18 protein-coding genes and 1 other annotated feature are annotated in these 15,619 nt (G+C 40.5%); of the genes, 13 read left to right on the top strand and 5 right to left on the bottom strand.

What is annotated here, in order from left to right:
- Positions 1 to 12: 12 nt before the first annotated feature.
- Positions 13 to 423, bottom strand: coding sequence for an FAD-dependent oxidoreductase (locus ABFG93_RS03750; RefSeq protein ID WP_347550755.1), 411 nt, complete (start codon positions 421 to 423; stop codon positions 13 to 15).
- An 81-nt stretch (positions 424 to 504) separates the two neighbouring features.
- Here ABFG93_RS03750 and ABFG93_RS03745 point away from each other — a divergent pair, with 81 nt between their 5' ends.
- The 4 genes from ABFG93_RS03745 to ABFG93_RS03730 are packed head-to-tail and all read left to right on the top strand — an operon-like array spanning position 505 to position 2,375.
- The gene (locus ABFG93_RS03745) at positions 505 to 1,413 is read left to right on the top strand and encodes an NAD-dependent epimerase/dehydratase family protein (RefSeq protein WP_347550753.1); all 909 of its coding nucleotides are present in this window, start codon (positions 505 to 507) and stop codon (positions 1,411 to 1,413) included.
- Positions 1,414 to 1,442: 29 nt separating this feature from the next.
- Positions 1,443 to 1,997 carry a DinB family protein gene (locus ABFG93_RS03740; RefSeq protein WP_347550752.1) on the top strand — a complete coding sequence of 185 codons (555 nt, stop codon included), beginning with the start codon at positions 1,443 to 1,445 and terminating at the stop codon, positions 1,995 to 1,997.
- A gap of 39 nt (positions 1,998 to 2,036) precedes the next feature.
- Positions 2,037 to 2,219, top strand: coding sequence for a ComZ family protein (locus ABFG93_RS03735; protein WP_347550750.1), 183 nt, complete (start codon positions 2,037 to 2,039; stop codon positions 2,217 to 2,219).
- Positions 2,220 to 2,231: 12 nt separating this feature from the next.
- On the top strand, positions 2,232 to 2,375 hold the full coding sequence (locus ABFG93_RS03730) for a hypothetical protein (RefSeq protein WP_347550748.1): 144 nt from the start codon (positions 2,232 to 2,234) through the stop codon (positions 2,373 to 2,375).
- Between the two features lie 31 nt (positions 2,376 to 2,406).
- On the opposite strand, the gene ABFG93_RS03725 is transcribed toward ABFG93_RS03730, so the two are convergent.
- Complete coding sequence (locus ABFG93_RS03725; protein ID WP_347550746.1) at positions 2,407 to 2,721, bottom strand: YppG family protein; 315 nt, start codon at positions 2,719 to 2,721, stop codon at positions 2,407 to 2,409.
- 184 nt (positions 2,722 to 2,905) lie between these two features.
- Between ABFG93_RS03725 and ABFG93_RS03720 the strand changes: the two genes are divergently transcribed.
- The 3 genes from ABFG93_RS03720 to ABFG93_RS03710 all read left to right on the top strand — a co-directional run bounded on the left by ABFG93_RS03720 (position 2,906) and on the right by ABFG93_RS03710 (position 6,379).
- Positions 2,906 to 3,844, top strand: a complete 939-nt coding sequence (locus ABFG93_RS03720) for a beta-ketoacyl-ACP synthase III (protein WP_347550745.1) — start codon at positions 2,906 to 2,908, stop codon at positions 3,842 to 3,844.
- Positions 3,845 to 3,932: 88 nt separating this feature from the next.
- On the top strand, positions 3,933 to 5,171 hold the full coding sequence (fabF, locus tag ABFG93_RS03715; protein WP_347550743.1) for a beta-ketoacyl-ACP synthase II: 1,239 nt from the start codon (positions 3,933 to 3,935) through the stop codon (positions 5,169 to 5,171).
- Between the two features lie 461 nt (positions 5,172 to 5,632).
- The gene (locus tag ABFG93_RS03710) at positions 5,633 to 6,379 is read left to right on the top strand and encodes a YjbA family protein (RefSeq protein ID WP_347550741.1); all 747 of its coding nucleotides are present in this window, start codon (positions 5,633 to 5,635) and stop codon (positions 6,377 to 6,379) included.
- Between the two features lie 34 nt (positions 6,380 to 6,413).
- Here ABFG93_RS03710 and trpS read toward each other — a convergent pair whose 3' ends face one another.
- Both trpS and ABFG93_RS03700 read right to left on the bottom strand, forming a co-directional pair.
- A complete protein-coding gene (gene trpS / locus ABFG93_RS03705; protein ID WP_347550739.1) occupies positions 6,414 to 7,403 on the bottom strand; it encodes a tryptophan--tRNA ligase in 990 nt (329 codons plus the stop codon).
- A 60-nt stretch (positions 7,404 to 7,463) separates the two neighbouring features.
- Positions 7,464 to 7,694: a binding site (T-box leader), on the bottom strand.
- 51 nt (positions 7,695 to 7,745) lie between these two features.
- A complete protein-coding gene (locus ABFG93_RS03700; protein WP_347550737.1) occupies positions 7,746 to 8,114 on the bottom strand; it encodes a DUF3899 domain-containing protein in 369 nt (122 codons plus the stop codon).
- Positions 8,115 to 8,567: 453 nt separating this feature from the next.
- Here ABFG93_RS03700 and ABFG93_RS03695 point away from each other — a divergent pair, with 453 nt between their 5' ends.
- The 6 genes from ABFG93_RS03695 (at position 8,568) to ABFG93_RS03670 (ending at position 15,052) form a co-directional block, all read left to right on the top strand.
- Positions 8,568 to 10,256: a peptide ABC transporter substrate-binding protein gene (locus ABFG93_RS03695; protein ID WP_347550736.1), complete on the top strand. Its 1,689-nt coding sequence runs from the start codon at positions 8,568 to 8,570 to the stop codon at positions 10,254 to 10,256.
- A 177-nt stretch (positions 10,257 to 10,433) separates the two neighbouring features.
- Positions 10,434 to 11,363 carry an oligopeptide ABC transporter permease gene (gene opp3b / locus ABFG93_RS03690; RefSeq protein ID WP_347550734.1) on the top strand — a complete coding sequence of 310 codons (930 nt, stop codon included), beginning with the start codon at positions 10,434 to 10,436 and terminating at the stop codon, positions 11,361 to 11,363.
- Positions 11,363 to 12,391, top strand: a complete 1,029-nt coding sequence (gene opp3C / locus ABFG93_RS03685) for an oligopeptide ABC transporter permease (RefSeq protein WP_431522042.1) — start codon at positions 11,363 to 11,365, stop codon at positions 12,389 to 12,391. Before opp3b ends, opp3C begins: the two co-directional genes overlap by 1 nt.
- Before the next feature lie 11 nt (positions 12,392 to 12,402).
- Positions 12,403 to 13,473 (top strand): ABC transporter ATP-binding protein, encoded by a 1,071-nt coding sequence (locus ABFG93_RS03680; protein WP_347550733.1) that lies wholly within the window; start codon positions 12,403 to 12,405, stop codon positions 13,471 to 13,473.
- Complete coding sequence (locus tag ABFG93_RS03675) at positions 13,466 to 14,398, top strand: ABC transporter ATP-binding protein (RefSeq protein WP_431522041.1); 933 nt, start codon at positions 13,466 to 13,468, stop codon at positions 14,396 to 14,398. The genes ABFG93_RS03680 and ABFG93_RS03675 overlap by 8 nt, the downstream gene beginning before the upstream one ends.
- Before the next feature lie 249 nt (positions 14,399 to 14,647).
- Complete coding sequence (locus ABFG93_RS03670; RefSeq protein ID WP_347550731.1) at positions 14,648 to 15,052, top strand: hypothetical protein; 405 nt, start codon at positions 14,648 to 14,650, stop codon at positions 15,050 to 15,052.
- On the opposite strand, the gene ABFG93_RS03665 is transcribed toward ABFG93_RS03670, so the two are convergent.
- On the bottom strand, positions 15,049 to 15,585 hold the full coding sequence (locus ABFG93_RS03665) for an HD domain-containing protein (RefSeq protein WP_347550730.1): 537 nt from the start codon (positions 15,583 to 15,585) through the stop codon (positions 15,049 to 15,051). The two genes, ABFG93_RS03670 and ABFG93_RS03665, sit on opposite strands and share 4 nt — an antisense overlap.
- Positions 15,586 to 15,619: the final 34 nt, after the last annotated feature.

The following is a 15,619-nucleotide window of genomic DNA, read 5'->3' as shown; positions in this document are numbered from 1 at the left end:
CTCTCTTAATTTTTATGTATGACCCTCATGACCCGCATAATAGAGGTTTTCAGCCCTATTGAAATGAACTGATTCAGGTAAATAAGTGGCGTACTTTTCAAGTTCATCAAGCGCTTTGTAACAAAGCTTGTAAAAGTAAACAGCTGTTTCTTTTCCAAATCGATCAATTAAGTCAATCAGCATCGCGTCATTTGAAAATTGAAGGAGTCCGGTATTAGCTGCTGTACTTCCAATCCCGATGCTGTTCTTTTCAATTAAAATCGTTTTTACATGATAGTCTGCAAGCATTCTTGCCATTAGCGTCCCAGATATACCGCCACCTATAATGAGCACATCACAGCACTTCGAAGCAGAAAGCTCAGGAAATGAAAGTGGAGAAGCTACTGTTATCGGCCAGAAGAGATTCCCATTATAAAGTTCCATTATGAATGTTTCCCTCCATTAAGTAATAATGATTAGAATGGTCCGTTTCCTTGAAAGCATTCGTTTGTAAGGAGGATGAAAATGAAGAAAGTGTTAATTACCGGTGCACTTGGTTTTATTGGTTTTCATTTAACTGAGCTACTTCTTAACCGTGGTATTGAAGTAGTGGCAGTTGATGCAAGAATGGATCCTCGAAGGGAACTTGAATATGAAGCAAAAGAACTTACATTTTTGCGAAACTCAAATTATAATCAGGTTTCGGTTCTTCTACAAAATGAATCATTGGAAGAGCTAGGACACGGCTGCGATACAATTTTTCATTTAAGTACACCTGGTGAACACAGAATGCGCCCACAAAGAAGAGTGGAAGAAGGAAGAGAGGTAATGAAAAGGGTCATGCAGGGAAGCTACGGTAAACTACTTATTTACCTATCTTCATTTGAAGTTTATGGGAAACGATACGGGAGTATTACGGAAAGGACACCGCTTCATCCTGTAACACATAACGGAAGAGTGAAGGCTGCTGAAGAGGCGGTTCTTGCAACAGCCGAAGAAGAAATGGTGATCAAAAAGCTTCGGGTTCCGCTAGTCTATGGACCATGGCAACCAGGAAACTACGTTTATCAGCATTATTTTCTAAAGGGAGATTTAATATCAACCTACAAAAATGAAGGTGAAATCTTTCATTACGACGCGCTTTATGTGGATGATGTTTGTGAGGGGCTTTATAAAGTTGCTAGCCGAAGAGAACTATCTGAAACAATTAATCTGTCCAGCGGGAGAGAAGGAGAATGGCAAAAAGGAGTCGAATGGTGTATAGAAGAGCAACTTAATTTAGAAAAAGAAAAAACAGGACAATGCGCGATCTCCACTCGGGAATGTAGTAAATTTAGTTTTAAGAATCTCACTTCTATCCAAACGGGTCTAGAAAAACAACGTCAACACGTTGAAATGATGAAGAAACTTGATGCTAAGATATTCAACGGGTAAACTGACTGAAACAGAAGGGAAGATGGATTATGATCGAAAAGACGCTTGGAAACTACGATGTACATGACTCCTCTCACGGACTTCAGGCTTTAAAAGAAACTAGGGAAAAGCTGCTTTCGATGGTAATTGAGGTTGAATTTCAGGAGCTTCACTATCGCTATTCAAGCTTTCCTACAGTAGGAGCGTATCTCCTTCATATTGCTCAAATTGAGCTGTGGTGGGTGAAAAATGCGCTTATGGGCGAAGTTGTTACGGAAGAGGAGAAAAAGCATTATTATTTTCAAGAGAAACAAATCATATCGGCTCCAGATGATAAGGAACTTTCCTGGTTTCAAGCAAGACTTGCGGAAGTGAGAGAATTGACTAGATCATTTTATAACAATCTCTCAGATGTGGAATATCGGAAGCCCGGCCCTGAGGTAATGATGAACGGTGAGTCACATGCCTATTCGCCTGAATGGATCATTAGTCATCTCGTTGATCACGAGGCCTATCATAGAGGACAGGCAGCAATGGTATTGAAAATGGTTTCAGGTCAGCGCGAAGATTGGGAGCATTTCAATACACCGTATTTATCGTTATAATAGAAGGGAGCCTTTAAGGCGAAAGTGTAATAGGAGTGAATGAACATGGAACAGAACTTGAAATTTATGCAGATTGCAATGAAGTACCTACCTGAAGCGAAACAGTCGCTTGGTGAACAGGAGATCGAACTCGATCTCGAAAAGATGCAGCCGCTTTTACAATTATTTCTTAAGGCGATGGAAGATGCCTATGAGCTTGGAAAGCAGGACGCACAGGAATAAGGAGAGGAATATATGGGCCGAAAAGCTTTCTGGATCTGGTTTGTCCCACTTAGTGGCCTTCTAATCGGCATACTGATTGGTAGTTTTAGTTTAATGGTCATATCAGGCGTTTTGCTATTTGTTAGCGCTGGGAGTATGTTATTTTTTTCTAAGTAAGTGGAAAAGACGTGATCTCACGTCTTTTCCACTATTTAATGAATAAATTTAGCAATGATCCCATTTGCTTAACCATTGGACTGAATTGCTGTACCGTGTTTATCATTTGACTTGCCGAATTCATCATTTTAGGCATATCGTAGTTACCGTTTTGTTTTTTGAATTGATGTAAAAATGTCGGTCCTCCTGGATAGTGCTGATATGGAGGATAAGGTTGCTGGTAATATGGCGGTGAGTAGTATGGTGGCTGGAGCGGTTGGTGAAATGGCTGCTGAAACTGCTGGTAGGGTGGATTAACTGGTTGTTGATAGAAGTGATACGGCGGCTGCCCATTGTAAGGATACATTCATGAATCCTCCTTCACGATTAGATTAGATACTACCAGTTTATGACTAAGGATTAGCAATGGTGTGGGTCACCTTTAAGTTTGATCGGTAGACAAACGCCCTGTTATAGATTAAAATTAGTACCAGATACTAAAGATTGGTTTTAAGTTAGTTAGAAAATATCCTATAAAGGGGAAATTCAAGATGAACGCAGGGTTACTAGGCGTTGGCCATTATGTTCCAGAACGAGTATTAACAAATCACGATTTAGAGAAAATGGTTGATACATCGGATGAATGGATCCGCACACGAACAGGAATTGAAGAACGACGAATTGCAGATGATGATATGAACACATCTGATATGGCTTATTTAGCTTCAAAAAAAGCGATAGAAGATGCCAATATAAAAGCGGAAGACCTGGATCTTATTCTCGTTGCCACTGTTACTCCCGACTATCCATTTCCATCTGTCGGCTGTTTACTACAGGAAAAGCTTGGGGCAACAAACGCGGCTGCGATGGACTTAAGTGCTGCATGTGCAGGGTTTATGTACGGTATGATAACAGCGGGACAATTCATTAATAATGATACGTATGAGAATATCCTGGTGGTTGGTGTTGAAAAGCTTTCAAAAATCACTGACTGGGAAGATCGTAACACGGCAGTATTATTCGGAGATGGTGCAGGTGCTGCGGTTATTGGGCCTGTAACAGAAGGGCGAGGGATTCTTTCTTTTGAACTGGGTTCTGATGGATCAGGAGCGAAACATCTTTATCAGGAGCCAGCTGGCTTTATGGCGATGAACGGTAGAGAAGTGTTTAAATTTGCAGTGAGACAAATGGGGCAGTCTGCTATCAATGTCATTGAAAAAGCAGGACTTACGAAAGAGGATGTAGACTTCCTCATACCTCACCAGGCGAATATTCGAATTATGGAAGCTTCAAGGCAACGTCTTGAATTGCCTATTGAAAAAATGGCAACAACTGTGAAGAAGTATGGAAATACTTCATCTTCAACGATCCCAATTGCGCTTTCCGAAGCTATGAAAGAAGGACGTGTGAAAGAGGATGATGTGGTTATTCTTGTTGGATTCGGTGGCGGTTTAACTTGGGGAGCGGTTGCTCTTAAGGTAGGACGTTAATTCAGGTCACCCTTAAGGAGAAAATCCCTACTGCTGCAAGAGCATATATTTGAAAAACTGTAATGTTGGAAAAGGAGAGCTGGTAGAAATGAAAAGACGTGTAGTTATTACCGGGCTTGGGACTGTTTCCCCGCTTGGAAATTCTGTTTCGGAAACATGGACGAATATTATAAATGGGGTTTCTGGAATTAACCCATTAACAAGACTTGATAAAGATCAATTCGTAGCGAAGGTATCTGGTGAAGCACTTGAGTTTGATCCAGAGCAGTTCATGGATAGAAAAGATGTTCGTAAAATGGATCGCTTTACTCAATTTGCAGTCGCAGCTTCCCAAATGGCTGTCGATGATGCTGGATTGAAAATTACAGACGAAAATGCGGAAAGAGTTGGCGTATGGATCGGGTCTGGTATCGGTGGAATGGAGACGTATGAATCTCAATTCCGTACATTTATGGATAAGGGAGCAAGAAGAGTGAGTCCATTTTTCGTGCCAATGATGATTCCTGATATGGCTTCTGGTCAGGTTTCAATTATGCTTGGTGCAAAAGGAATTAACTCATGTACTGTAACAGCATGCGCTTCAGGTACAAACTCAATTGGTGATTCCTTCAAAGTCATTCAGCGCGGCGACGCTGATGTAATGATTACTGGGGGCTCTGAAGCTCCTATAACAAGCATGAGCGTAGCTGGATTCGGATCGATGAAAGCACTATCTACTAATCCAGATCCTGCTTCTGCAAGCCGTCCATTTGATGCAAATCGTGACGGGTTTGTTATTGGTGAAGGCGCAGGGATTTTTGTTATTGAAAGCCTTGAATCTGCAGAAAAACGTGGAGCGAAAATCTATGGAGAAATCGTAGGGTACGGTTCAACTGGAGATGCTTATCACGTAACGCAGCCTGCTCCTGAAGGAGAGGGCGGTGCCAGAGCAATGAGACAGGCAATTGATGATGCTGGTCTTTCTCCTTCGGATATTGGATATATTAACGCACATGGTACAAGCACAGATTACAATGATAAATTTGAAACAGCAGCCATTAAGTCTGTTTTCGGAGAGCATGCCTATAAGCTAGCGGTAAGCTCAACAAAGTCTATGACCGGTCACTTGCTAGGTGCTGCAGGTGCGGTTGAGGGAGTTTTCTGTGCAAAAGTGCTTGAAGAAGGAATTCTGCCTCCAACGATTAATTATGAAACTGCAGATCCAAACTGCGACCTTGATTATGTACCAAACAAGGCGAGAAAAGCTGAAGTGAAAGCTGTTATGAACAATTCACTTGGTTTTGGTGGACATAACGCAACGTTAGTATTTAAGAAATTTACGAAGTAAGGAAAAAGCCCCCGGATGAGGGGCTTTTTTTGTTTGGATTTCAAGTTGGATAAAGATTGTTCAACATTCAAGAGTTCCAATATCTCCGTTTCTAAACGCTGTTCTTCGCTTTTCGTGAGATCTAGCTGCAGTGGTCAGACCCTTGGTCACTTCACCTTCCAACTCGAACACAAAGAACGTGTTCAATTTGGAAGGTTCCAGTGCCTGCCGGGTCTAAACGACCACTTCCGCTTTTCATGAGATCTAGCTGCGACTCGCAGAAACGGAGATATTTCACTCTTTCACCGGAACACAAAAAGCGTGTTCCAGTTCAAGAGTTCCAATATCTCCGTTTCTAAACGTTCGTCTTCGCTTTTCTTGTCATATTAATCTTTTCTGAAGAATATGCTTATCATGGAATATTTTGACTTGGTCCTGACTATACTGTTTTTACAAACAGTAGCGAAGTGAGGGGTAGCCAGATGTTGTATTTGCGAGATGTTTGGGTGAATTGGTTTGAAGGTGAGGAAAACGGATATAACGTTTGTGATTTTCATGAGTGGAGAAAAGATGATTTTATTGAATTGTTGGATCAGGTGCCTGTTATTAAAGTAGAATCCTTGCTGTATCATTATATTGAGAATGATTTAACTGAACTTCCAGAAAGCCTTCTTAGCGATGTATTTCAGCAGAGTTACATTCGTAAAAATAACGAACGATCACCTCTAGAGTATTGCTTCCTGGCTACGGACGGCAGAGGTGTGATTGTAATTGATACACTTGGATATAAAATTCCGATTCGTAAGAGCAGAGTTATTCCAAGGCAGGAAAAGGCTGTTTATGAAATGGTTGCTGATGTGGAAGCGACTGTTTATCCGTTTGAAGAAGATCAGCCAGTGAAGGAGCACCATATTCTTTCTCCTGGGCCTGAAATCATGATGGGTTTAACGAGAAAGGAGAGACAGTTAAAGCAACTGCTGTTTATGGCTCTTGATCAGCTTTATTCCAGCGGTAATTCAGCGGAAATCAGATACTGGTTTACGGAGTGTCAGCCGAAGAAATATATTCAAATTCAATGTATGGAAATGGACGAGGCATGGGAAGGGCTTTACAGGGAAGTAAAGGCTGGCTGGTCGAGGAAACATGAACAAATCTGTGAACGAATTATTAAAGGTCAACCATATTTCGAGAAAATATGGGAACTGGAAAAAGGGACACACGTTAATTAGATAACAAAGAAGGCTGCCTTGGCAGCCTTCTTTGTTATCTTTTTTTTCTTTCAAGTCCCATTGCACGTTCTGCTTTTGCAAGCATTTTTGAAGCTTTACGGTTAGCTTTCTCAGCACCCAGATCAAGAATGTCATCCAACTCTGAGGAAGAAATAAGTTCGTTGTAGCGATCCTGAATTGGTTTTAGTGTTTCGGCAATTACTTCACCGAGCTCCATTTTGAAATCTCCGTAACCTCTGCCTTCATATAAGGCTTCAATTTCTTCAACAGATTTCCCTGAACAGAGTGAGTAAATCGTTAACAGATTTGAAAGAGCTGGTTTGTTTTCTTTATCGAAACGAACAACGCCTTCAGAATCTGTAACAGCGCGCTTCACCTTTTTAATAATTGTGTCTGGTTCATCAAGCATTGAAATGAATGAATTCTTATTAGGATCCGATTTACTCATTTTTTTCGATGGGTCCTGAAGTGACATAATGCGTGCACCGACTTTAGGAATGCTAGGTTCTGGCATTACGAAAATGGTGGTAAACTTACGGTTGAAACGTTCGGCAAGGTTGCGTGTCAGTTCAATATGCTGTTTTTGATCATCTCCAACTGGAACTATTTCCGTACCATAAAGCAGAATGTCAGCAGCCATTAATGGAGGGTAAGTGAGAAGCCCTGCACTTACGGCTTCCTTTCCTGTTGATTTATCCTTAAATTGTGTCATCCGTTCTAGTTCTCCAATATACGAAACACACTGTAACATCCAACCTAACTGGGCATGTGCCGGAACCTCTGATTGGATAAAGAGAGTGGACTTTTCAGGATCAATTCCTGAAGCTAGGTAAAGTGCTGCAAGGCTTTTAGAATTTTGTTTTAGTGCCTTTTTCTCCTGTGGTACGGTAATCGCATGCTGATTAACAACACAGAAATAACATTCATTGTCATCTTGTAGGTCTGTAAAATGCTTCATTGCACCTAAATAATTTCCTATTGTTAATGAACCGCTGGGCTGAATACCTGAAAAAATTACGCTCATGTGTGTTTCCCCTTTCAAATTAAATACGATAGAACACAAAAATGGTCCATTCATCCCAATGCTAGGGACGAATGGACCGTGGTGCCACCCTGCTTATCCAGTAAGACCGGATCACTTATGGTTTCATGACGAAACCTGTAGTGATAACGTGATTGCTCACGCCTCTGCCTACTGACTGGTTCAGCAAAGGGGCTCAGAAGTCCATTCCAACATGTGTGATACCTGTTTACACCCCCCACAGGCTCTCTAGTAATCACAGCAAATTGTACTACTCTTCTTCATAGCCGTTCTGTATTCTATTAACATTCAGTATATCTTATTTTACGCCATGGGTGCAAGAACTCAGGTGGCAATCACAATGGCAATGATGACAGTGATAATTATCCAGAATCCTCCAGCAATAAGAAGGGGATACGTAATCGGATTGTTGTAATTAAGCTGGTAGCCTAATTCAGTTTTATCTTCCTCTATCATTTGATGCTTTGTATTGCTTCTAAAGTATCGCTTAAAGGAATATACAATGCCATCGAAGAAGCCCGTTTGAACAACATGGAGAGAAGCTCCCATCAGAAGCATTCCAAGCGAAATCATAAAGAGTAGGTCTGACACCGATCGCATCCCTAGAGCTTCATCCGATGTGATCGTAATAATAATTGAGATAACAAGTGATAGGATGATAAGTACTCCTGACTTAACTGTAAGTGATTTCATATAGACCCCCATTTTCTTTATCTTTCTAAGTATAAAAAAAGAATGCCCTTAGAACAATAGAAAAACGTAGTTAATCATTTGTAAAGTAGATTCACATTGCTTTACATTTCTGAATCTTTTGTAATATGCATAGGGTATTCAATAAATTTAACTACATACTTTCAGGTAAGGGGACTAGATAGCTTTTCATACATTACAGTGTAAAAACCAAAATTTACCCATAATGCAGAGAAATAATACTGGGACTTTAGATCTATTTTCTGTTATCCAAACGTAATCCTGGCGCGGTTTTTGTAAAATTGCGTAAAAAAATCGTATGCAAAATAGTTAGAAAACTTGTATAATATGAGTTGTGAGACAAATGCGTCAATTTAATTGTTAGAGAATTTGATGAATTTCTCTCACACGAACATTTAGCTTTATAGCTACATATTTTAAGGGAGGTCACAAAGCATGAAGAAATCAAGATGGACACTAGTCCTATCTCTTGTGCTTGTATTGAGCGTATTCCTGTCGGCTTGCGGCGGCGGCTCAAACAACGGGGGGAACAATGGTGGCGGAGAGGGCGACGGAGACTCTGCTTCAGAACAAGTAATGAATTTATACGCTACTGCCGAGATTCCATCAATGGATACTACGCAGGCGACTGATTCTACATCATTTAACGCTATGAACCAGGTTTTCGAAGGTCTTTATCGCCTTGATGAAAACAATGAACCAACATTAGGCGTGGCTGCTGAAGAGCCTAAAGAAGAAGAAAAAGATGGTGAAACTGTTTATACATTCACAATCCGCGACGACGCTAAATGGTCTGACGGTTCTAATGTAACAGCAGAAGATTTCATCTATGCATGGCATAAAGCGCTAAACCCAGAAACTCTTTCTCCATATGCTTCTATGTTTGGTACTGCAGGTATCAAAAATGGAAGCGCAATCATTACTGAAGGAGATCCTCTTTACGGTAAAGTAGAAGAACTTGGCGCAAAAGCAATTGACGAGAAGACACTAGAAATCACTGTTGAAAATAAAGTGCCTTACTTTAAATCATTGCTAACTTTCGCTACATTCTATCCACAACCGAAAGCATTTGCTGAAGAGAAAGGCGAAGAATTCGCACTTGAAGCGGATACTATGCTTTACAACGGACCATTCGTATTCTCTGAATGGAACCATGGTGAAGGCTGGAATTACAAAAAGAATCCTGAATACTGGGATGCTGATGTTGTAAACCTTGAAGAAATCACAGTTAAAATTGTTAAAGATACTGCAACGAGTGTTAACCTTTACGAAACAGGAAAAGTTGACCGTGCTACACTAGACGCTGACTTTGTTGATCAGTTCAAAGGCGGGGAAGATTTCTCCACTATTCTTGAACCGACAATGTTCTTCCTTCGTTTAAATCAAGGTAACGAAGCGCTTGCTAACAAAGACATTCGTAAAGCACTATTCCTTGCATATGACCGTGAAGGACTTGTAAATGTTCTGCTAAACAACGGATCTGTGGCAGCGAAGTATTTCGTACCAAAAGAGTTTGTTAAGGGCCCGGACGGTGCTGACTTCCGTGAATTTGCTCCAGAAGGCTTCTATGCTGAAGAGGGCGAAGAAGAAGCAAAAGCAGCATGGGAAGCTGGACTTAAAGCTCTTGGAACAGATTCTGTAGAACTTGAATTTCTAACTACAGACACTGAGCTTTCATCTACAATCGCTGAATATGCAAAAGAGCAGTTCGAGTCTAAACTTGATGGTCTTTCAATTACAATCAACAAGCAACCTTGGAAGCAATTCCTTGAACTTGAAGATGCAGGCGACTTTGATATCTCAACTGGTGGTTGGGGACCTGACTATCCAGATCCAATGACATACCTTTATATGTTTGAAACTGATGGTGCATACAACCGCATGGGTTACTCAAGCGAAAAGTATGACGAGCTAGTTTCAGGTGCTAAAACCGAGACAGATGAAGCGAAACGTTGGGAAATGATGCAAGAAGCTGAAAAAGTACTATTGGAAGAGGACATTGCGATTGTTCCTACTTATCAGCGTGGACTTGCTATCATTCAAAAGCCTTACATCAAGAACTACTATGTACACTCATTCGGTGCAGATGCATCTTACAAGTGGATTAAGATCGAAGGTAAATAATTTCAGTTTTTCAGGAGAGTATATGTCATCCTGACATATACTCTCTTTTTTACCTGTAATAAGAAAATTGTCGAAATTGATACAAGTAATTCAAATAAATAGAAAATTACAACTAGTGATATTCCATTTTTCGACTTATAATAAATAAGCAGGTATCTTTTGAGGAGGTTGGTTGTAGTGGGACGTTATATTGGTGGAAGGGTATTATCAATGATTATTACCTTCCTAATTATTGCTTCGCTAACGTTTTTTCTAATGAAGCTTCTCCCTGGTACACCTTTTAATAACCAGGAAAAGCTGACTGATACACAAATTGTGCAGTTAAATGAAAAGTATGGCTTAAATGATCCAGTTCCTGTTCAATACTTCAATTATATGAAGAACTTACTCGTTGGTGATCTAGGTGTATCCTTCCAGCAGGATGGCCGAGAAGTATCGACGATTATTACCGAACGAATTGGGCCTTCAGCTTATTTAGGATTGCAGTCACTTGTTGTTGGAACAATAGTTGGTTTATTCCTCGGCATTATTGCAGCCTTAAGACACAACTCATTCCTTGACTACGGTACGATGGTAATTGCCGTACTAGGTATTTCAATTCCAAACTTCGTAATCGCTGGCCTGATGCAATACTGGCTAGGTGTTAAGTGGCAGCTGCTTCCAGTTGCGTACTGGGAAGGTTTCGCTTATACGATCATGCCGACGATTGCAATTGCTTCCATTGTTGTAGCTACCATTGCCCGTTTTATGAGAACGGAAATGTTAGAAGTTCTTGGACAGGACTACATTACAACAGCGAAAGCGAAAGGCTTAAGTAGCACAGCGGTTGTTATTAGACATACAATCCGTAATGCTTCTATACCTATTATTACTATTATGGGACCACTGGTTGTAAGTCTAATGACAGGTACCCTTGTAATTGAGCAAATTTTCGTTATTCCAGGACTTGGAGAAAAATTCGTTAACTCGATTTTGACAAACGATTTCCCGATTATTATGGGTACAACGCTTTTCTTTAGTATTTTATTTATTGTAGTAATTTTACTGGTGGACATTATGTATGGTATTGTCGATCCTCGAATTCGTTTAGCGGGAGGTAAAGATTAATGAGCATGAAACAAGAGAAACTACATGACATTTCAGACGACATGTTTCAGCCCGCTAATATTGATTCTTCTGAAAATGAACAGATAGCTCGCGAGAGTACGGGCTTCTGGAAAGATGCTTGGAGAAGACTAAAAAAGAATCCTGGTGCTATTACCGGTCTGATTATTATTTTGGTTATTATTCTATTAGCTATAGTCGGCCCTGGAATGAATGAATACTCATATTCGGATCAGGAGCTTACAAGAGCAAAGCTACCAGCTAAAGTACCTGTTCTTGAAAATGTTGATTTCCTTGGTTTAAATGGTGTTGATATTCGAGGTACCGATCAATATGAAGCAAAAGGCTATGAAGATGAATACTTTTGGTTTGGTACTGATGAATTTGGCCGTGATCAGTGGACACGTGTATGGCAAGGAACGCGTATTTCCCTTTTCATTGCAGCAGCTGCAGCATTCATTGACTTTGTAATCGGGGTAGCCTATGGCGGTATTTCTGCTTACTATGGCGGCCGTGTCGATAACATTTTGCAGCGTATCATTGAGGTTCTCGTTGGTATACCTAACCTAATTCTCATTATTCTCTTTATCTTAATCTTTGAGCCAGGGATATTCTCGATTATCCTCGCCCTGTCTGTTACCGGCTGGATCGGGATGTCGCGGATTGTTCGTGGACAGGTATTAAAGCTTAAAACTCAGGAATTTGTGCTTGCTTCAAGAACGCTTGGTGCTACAAGTGGACGCGTTATTGGTAAACACTTAATTCCAAACGTACTTGGTCAGATTATAATTACAACAATGTTTACAATACCAAGCGCAATTTTCTTTGAGGCATTCCTAAGCTTTATCGGGCTTGGACTTCGACCTCCTGAAGCATCACTTGGTTCTATCATTAACTCTGGTTTTAAGAGTTTACAAATCTATCCGCATCTAGTGCTATGGCCATCGATTATCATATCGTTGATCATGATTGCCTTTAACCTTCTTGGTGATGGCCTTCGAGACGCATTTGATCCAAAGCTACGTAAATAGGGGGGATTAGAATGGAAAAAATTCTAGAAGTGAACGATTTGCATGTCTCCTTTGATACGTTTGCTGGAGAAGTCAAAGCAGTTCGCGGAGTAAACTTCCATTTAAATAAAGGTGAAACTTTAGCAATTGTAGGAGAGTCAGGATCAGGTAAATCTGTAACGTCAAAAGCGGTTATGGGTTTGATTCCGAATCCTCCTGGGCGAATTAAGCAGGGAGAAATCAAGTTTGGTGATCGAGACCTTGCGCAGATGTCCGAAAAAGAAATGCAGAAGATTCGTGGTTCTGAAATCTCAATGATTTTCCAGGATCCAATGACATCTCTTAACCCAACCATGACTATTGGAAAGCAAATCATGGAAGGACTTATCAAACATCAGAATATGAGCAAATCTGAAGCAAAGGAACGTGCTATTGAGCTTTTGAAGCTAGTAGGTATTCCAAACGCTGAGGGAAGAGTCACTGAGTATCCACACCAATTTTCAGGTGGTATGAGACAGCGGGTTGTCATCGCTATTGCTCTAGCCTGTAATCCACGTGTGTTGATCGCAGATGAGCCGACAACGGCACTTGATGTTACAATTCAAGCTCAGATTCTTGAATTATTGAATGATTTGCAGGAAAAAATGGGAACATCCATTATTTTTATTACTCATGACCTTGGTGTTGTAGCAAATATTGCTGACCGAGTTGCGGTTATGTATGCTGGAAAAATTGTTGAAACAGGAACTGTAGATGAGATCTTCTATAACCCGCAGCATCCGTATACATGGGGATTGCTTGGTTCTATGCCTAGCCTTGATTCTACGGATGAAGAACTTATCGCGATTCCTGGTTCACCTCCGGATCTTCTTGATCCTCCGCCAGGTGATGCATTTGCACCTCGTAATCCATATGCAATGAAGATAGACACGGAAATGGAGCCCCCGTTGTTTAAGGTTTCAGATACACATTATGCTGCAACATGGCTTTTGCATGAGAAAGCTCCTAAGGTAGAACCACCTGCAGCAATTAAAAAACGCATGCAAGGAATGGCTCCAGATGAGCCGATCATTGGCGCGAAAGATGGTGGAAGTAATGTCTAGTCAGGAAAAACTTCTTGAAATTAAGAACTTGAAACAACATTTCAAAGTAGGTAAAGGAACAGTGAAAGCTGTAGATGGATTAACATTTGATATTTATAAAGGTGAAACATTTGGACTAGTTGGTGAGTCTGGTTGTGGGAAATCTACAACTGGACGTACAATTATTCGTCTTTATGATGCCACAGACGGTGAAGTTATTTTTAATGGTGAAGATGTTCATGGGAAAAAGTCTGCAAAGGAATTGAAGAAATTCAACCGTAAAATGCAGATGATTTTCCAGGATCCATATGCATCACTAAATCCACGTATGACTGTTGCGGATATCATCGCGGAGGGTATTGATATCCACGGTCTTGCTTCTTCTAAGAAAGCACGTATGGATCGTGTTCACGATCTGCTTGAGACAGTTGGACTTAACAAAGAACACGCGAACCGCTATCCTCACGAATTTAGTGGTGGACAAAGACAGCGTATCGGTATCGCACGTGCTCTAGCAGTAGATCCAGAGTTCATAATTGCTGATGAGCCAATTTCTGCACTTGACGTTTCGATACAAGCTCAGGTTGTTAACCTTATGAAGAAACTTCAGCGTGAAAAAGGATTAACATACCTCTTTATTGCACATGATCTCTCTATGGTTAAATACATTAGCGACCGAATTGGTGTAATGTATCGTGGACAAATCGTAGAGCTAGCTGAAAGTGAAGAGCTTTATAGAAACCCTCTTCATCCATATACACAATCACTACTTTCAGCGATTCCGCTTCCTGATCCTGAGTATGAACGTTCAAGAAAACGTAAAATATATGACCCTGAGAAGCATCTAGCAGAAGGTGGAGAAGAACGCATTCTTCGTGAAGTGACAGAAGGGCATTGGATTGCTTGTACAGAAGAAGAGTACAATAAATACAAGGTAACAGTTTAATTAAAAACAGGCTGCATTTCAATTGAAATGCAGCCTGTTTTATTTTTTATCACGGTATTTCAGCGCAAGATAAGGTATGTAAAGAATAATAGATAATACCAGAACATACTTAACATAAAGGGATAAGTCTTCTGGTATCGAATAATCTATTAAGATTAAAGCCGCAAGTGAAATTGTTAAAATGAGCAAAGTCAATCGTAGACAGTTCATAGTATCTCCTTAAGTACAAAAGAATAGAGGGGGAAATAGATGATTTTCTATACTTACAATCCTGAGTTTGATGAAGAAACATTGGGATGGATTCGAGCTGAAAATGCGAAACGAAGTATGAGGAGTCTTTCTCCTAATTCTATCATTTATTTATTTGAATCTGAAGAGCTTACGGTAGGGTACTTGTGGTTAGAAGTGGAAAAGAATCGAGTTGAGATGGTTGAATTTCATTTTAATGGATCTAACGCTAAAAAATGGGCGTTGTATGATTTTGCAACAAGGATTGCTAAAAAGCAGGAGCAGGACTATTTTGTTATAAGAGTTCAAGAAGAAAAAGAGCTGGATGAATTTATTTCAAAGTGGGGAGGAAAGGCAATGGAAAGGGATGGAAAGGATGTAATAATCAAAATCCCTTTCCTAAAAGACAGGGTTAAACATTTTTAAACACTCTGTTGCCATTCATTTTGATTTTTCATACTTTGCTCCACTAATTTGTCAAGATTAGCAAGCTCAAAAATCGCCTCTTCTTCAGTCATCGTTTTATAATGGTGCTGACCACCTGGTTCTTCGTCTGCCTCGTCTGCCATGGCGACAACCTCCTGGAGCTCACTTCGCTTAACCGTTCCAAGAAAGTAGGAATCTGTGTGAAATAGAATAGCGACGGCAATTTCTTTTGCTGCGACTGGATTTTCACCAAGTCGGATAAGCATTTTGTGTGCTCGCTCTGCCCCTTTTATTGCATGAATATCATTTTGTTTATATAAAGTATAGTCCCATTTTCCATTACGGAACCACGTATAGTGTCCAATATCATGCAGTAGTGCCGCTTTCGTAGCAAGATCAGGATTGACTGTGGTTTCCGTTGCAAAGTAATAGGCGTGGCGGGCGACGGTAATCGCATGAGCCAGTCCAGCTCGCTTCAAGTATTTTCGGGCAAAGGGAAGTTGAAAGATATCTGTGAGAGTTACGTTTCTCATGGTTTACTGCCTCCTAACATTACGAAAATTGTTT

Source organism: Pseudalkalibacillus hwajinpoensis, assembly GCF_039851965.1.
GTDB lineage: Bacteria > Bacillota > Bacilli > Bacillales > Guptibacillaceae > Guptibacillus > Guptibacillus hwajinpoensis_E.
This window is presented reverse-complemented; position numbering and strand designations above follow the sequence as displayed.

What these genes read in the sequence shown, in the direction of transcription:
- ABFG93_RS03750 (WP_347550755.1), bottom strand. Translation starts at nt 423, where the DNA reads ATGGAACTTTATAATGGGAATCTCTTCTGGCCGATAACAGTAGCTTCT.
- ABFG93_RS03745 (WP_347550753.1), top strand. Translation starts at nt 505, where the DNA reads ATGAAGAAAGTGTTAATTACCGGTGCACTTGGTTTTATTGGTTTTCAT.
- ABFG93_RS03740 (WP_347550752.1), top strand. Translation starts at nt 1,443, where the DNA reads ATGATCGAAAAGACGCTTGGAAACTACGATGTACATGACTCCTCTCAC.
- ABFG93_RS03735 (WP_347550750.1), top strand. Translation starts at nt 2,037, where the DNA reads ATGAACATGGAACAGAACTTGAAATTTATGCAGATTGCAATGAAGTAC.
- ABFG93_RS03730 (WP_347550748.1), top strand. Translation starts at nt 2,232, where the DNA reads ATGGGCCGAAAAGCTTTCTGGATCTGGTTTGTCCCACTTAGTGGCCTT.
- ABFG93_RS03725 (WP_347550746.1), bottom strand. Translation starts at nt 2,721, where the DNA reads ATGTATCCTTACAATGGGCAGCCGCCGTATCACTTCTATCAACAACCA.
- ABFG93_RS03720 (WP_347550745.1), top strand. Translation starts at nt 2,906, where the DNA reads ATGAACGCAGGGTTACTAGGCGTTGGCCATTATGTTCCAGAACGAGTA.
- fabF (WP_347550743.1), top strand. Translation starts at nt 3,933, where the DNA reads ATGAAAAGACGTGTAGTTATTACCGGGCTTGGGACTGTTTCCCCGCTT.
- ABFG93_RS03710 (WP_347550741.1), top strand. Translation starts at nt 5,633, where the DNA reads ATGTTGTATTTGCGAGATGTTTGGGTGAATTGGTTTGAAGGTGAGGAA.
- trpS (WP_347550739.1), bottom strand. Translation starts at nt 7,403, where the DNA reads ATGAGCGTAATTTTTTCAGGTATTCAGCCCAGCGGTTCATTAACAATA.
- ABFG93_RS03700 (WP_347550737.1), bottom strand. Translation starts at nt 8,114, where the DNA reads ATGAAATCACTTACAGTTAAGTCAGGAGTACTTATCATCCTATCACTT.
- ABFG93_RS03695 (WP_347550736.1), top strand. Translation starts at nt 8,568, where the DNA reads ATGAAGAAATCAAGATGGACACTAGTCCTATCTCTTGTGCTTGTATTG.
- opp3C (WP_431522042.1), top strand. Translation starts at nt 11,363, where the DNA reads ATGAGCATGAAACAAGAGAAACTACATGACATTTCAGACGACATGTTT.
- ABFG93_RS03680 (WP_347550733.1), top strand. Translation starts at nt 12,403, where the DNA reads ATGGAAAAAATTCTAGAAGTGAACGATTTGCATGTCTCCTTTGATACG.
- ABFG93_RS03675 (WP_431522041.1), top strand. Translation starts at nt 13,466, where the DNA reads ATGTCTAGTCAGGAAAAACTTCTTGAAATTAAGAACTTGAAACAACAT.
- ABFG93_RS03670 (WP_347550731.1), top strand. Translation starts at nt 14,648, where the DNA reads ATGATTTTCTATACTTACAATCCTGAGTTTGATGAAGAAACATTGGGA.
- ABFG93_RS03665 (WP_347550730.1), bottom strand. Translation starts at nt 15,585, where the DNA reads ATGAGAAACGTAACTCTCACAGATATCTTTCAACTTCCCTTTGCCCGA.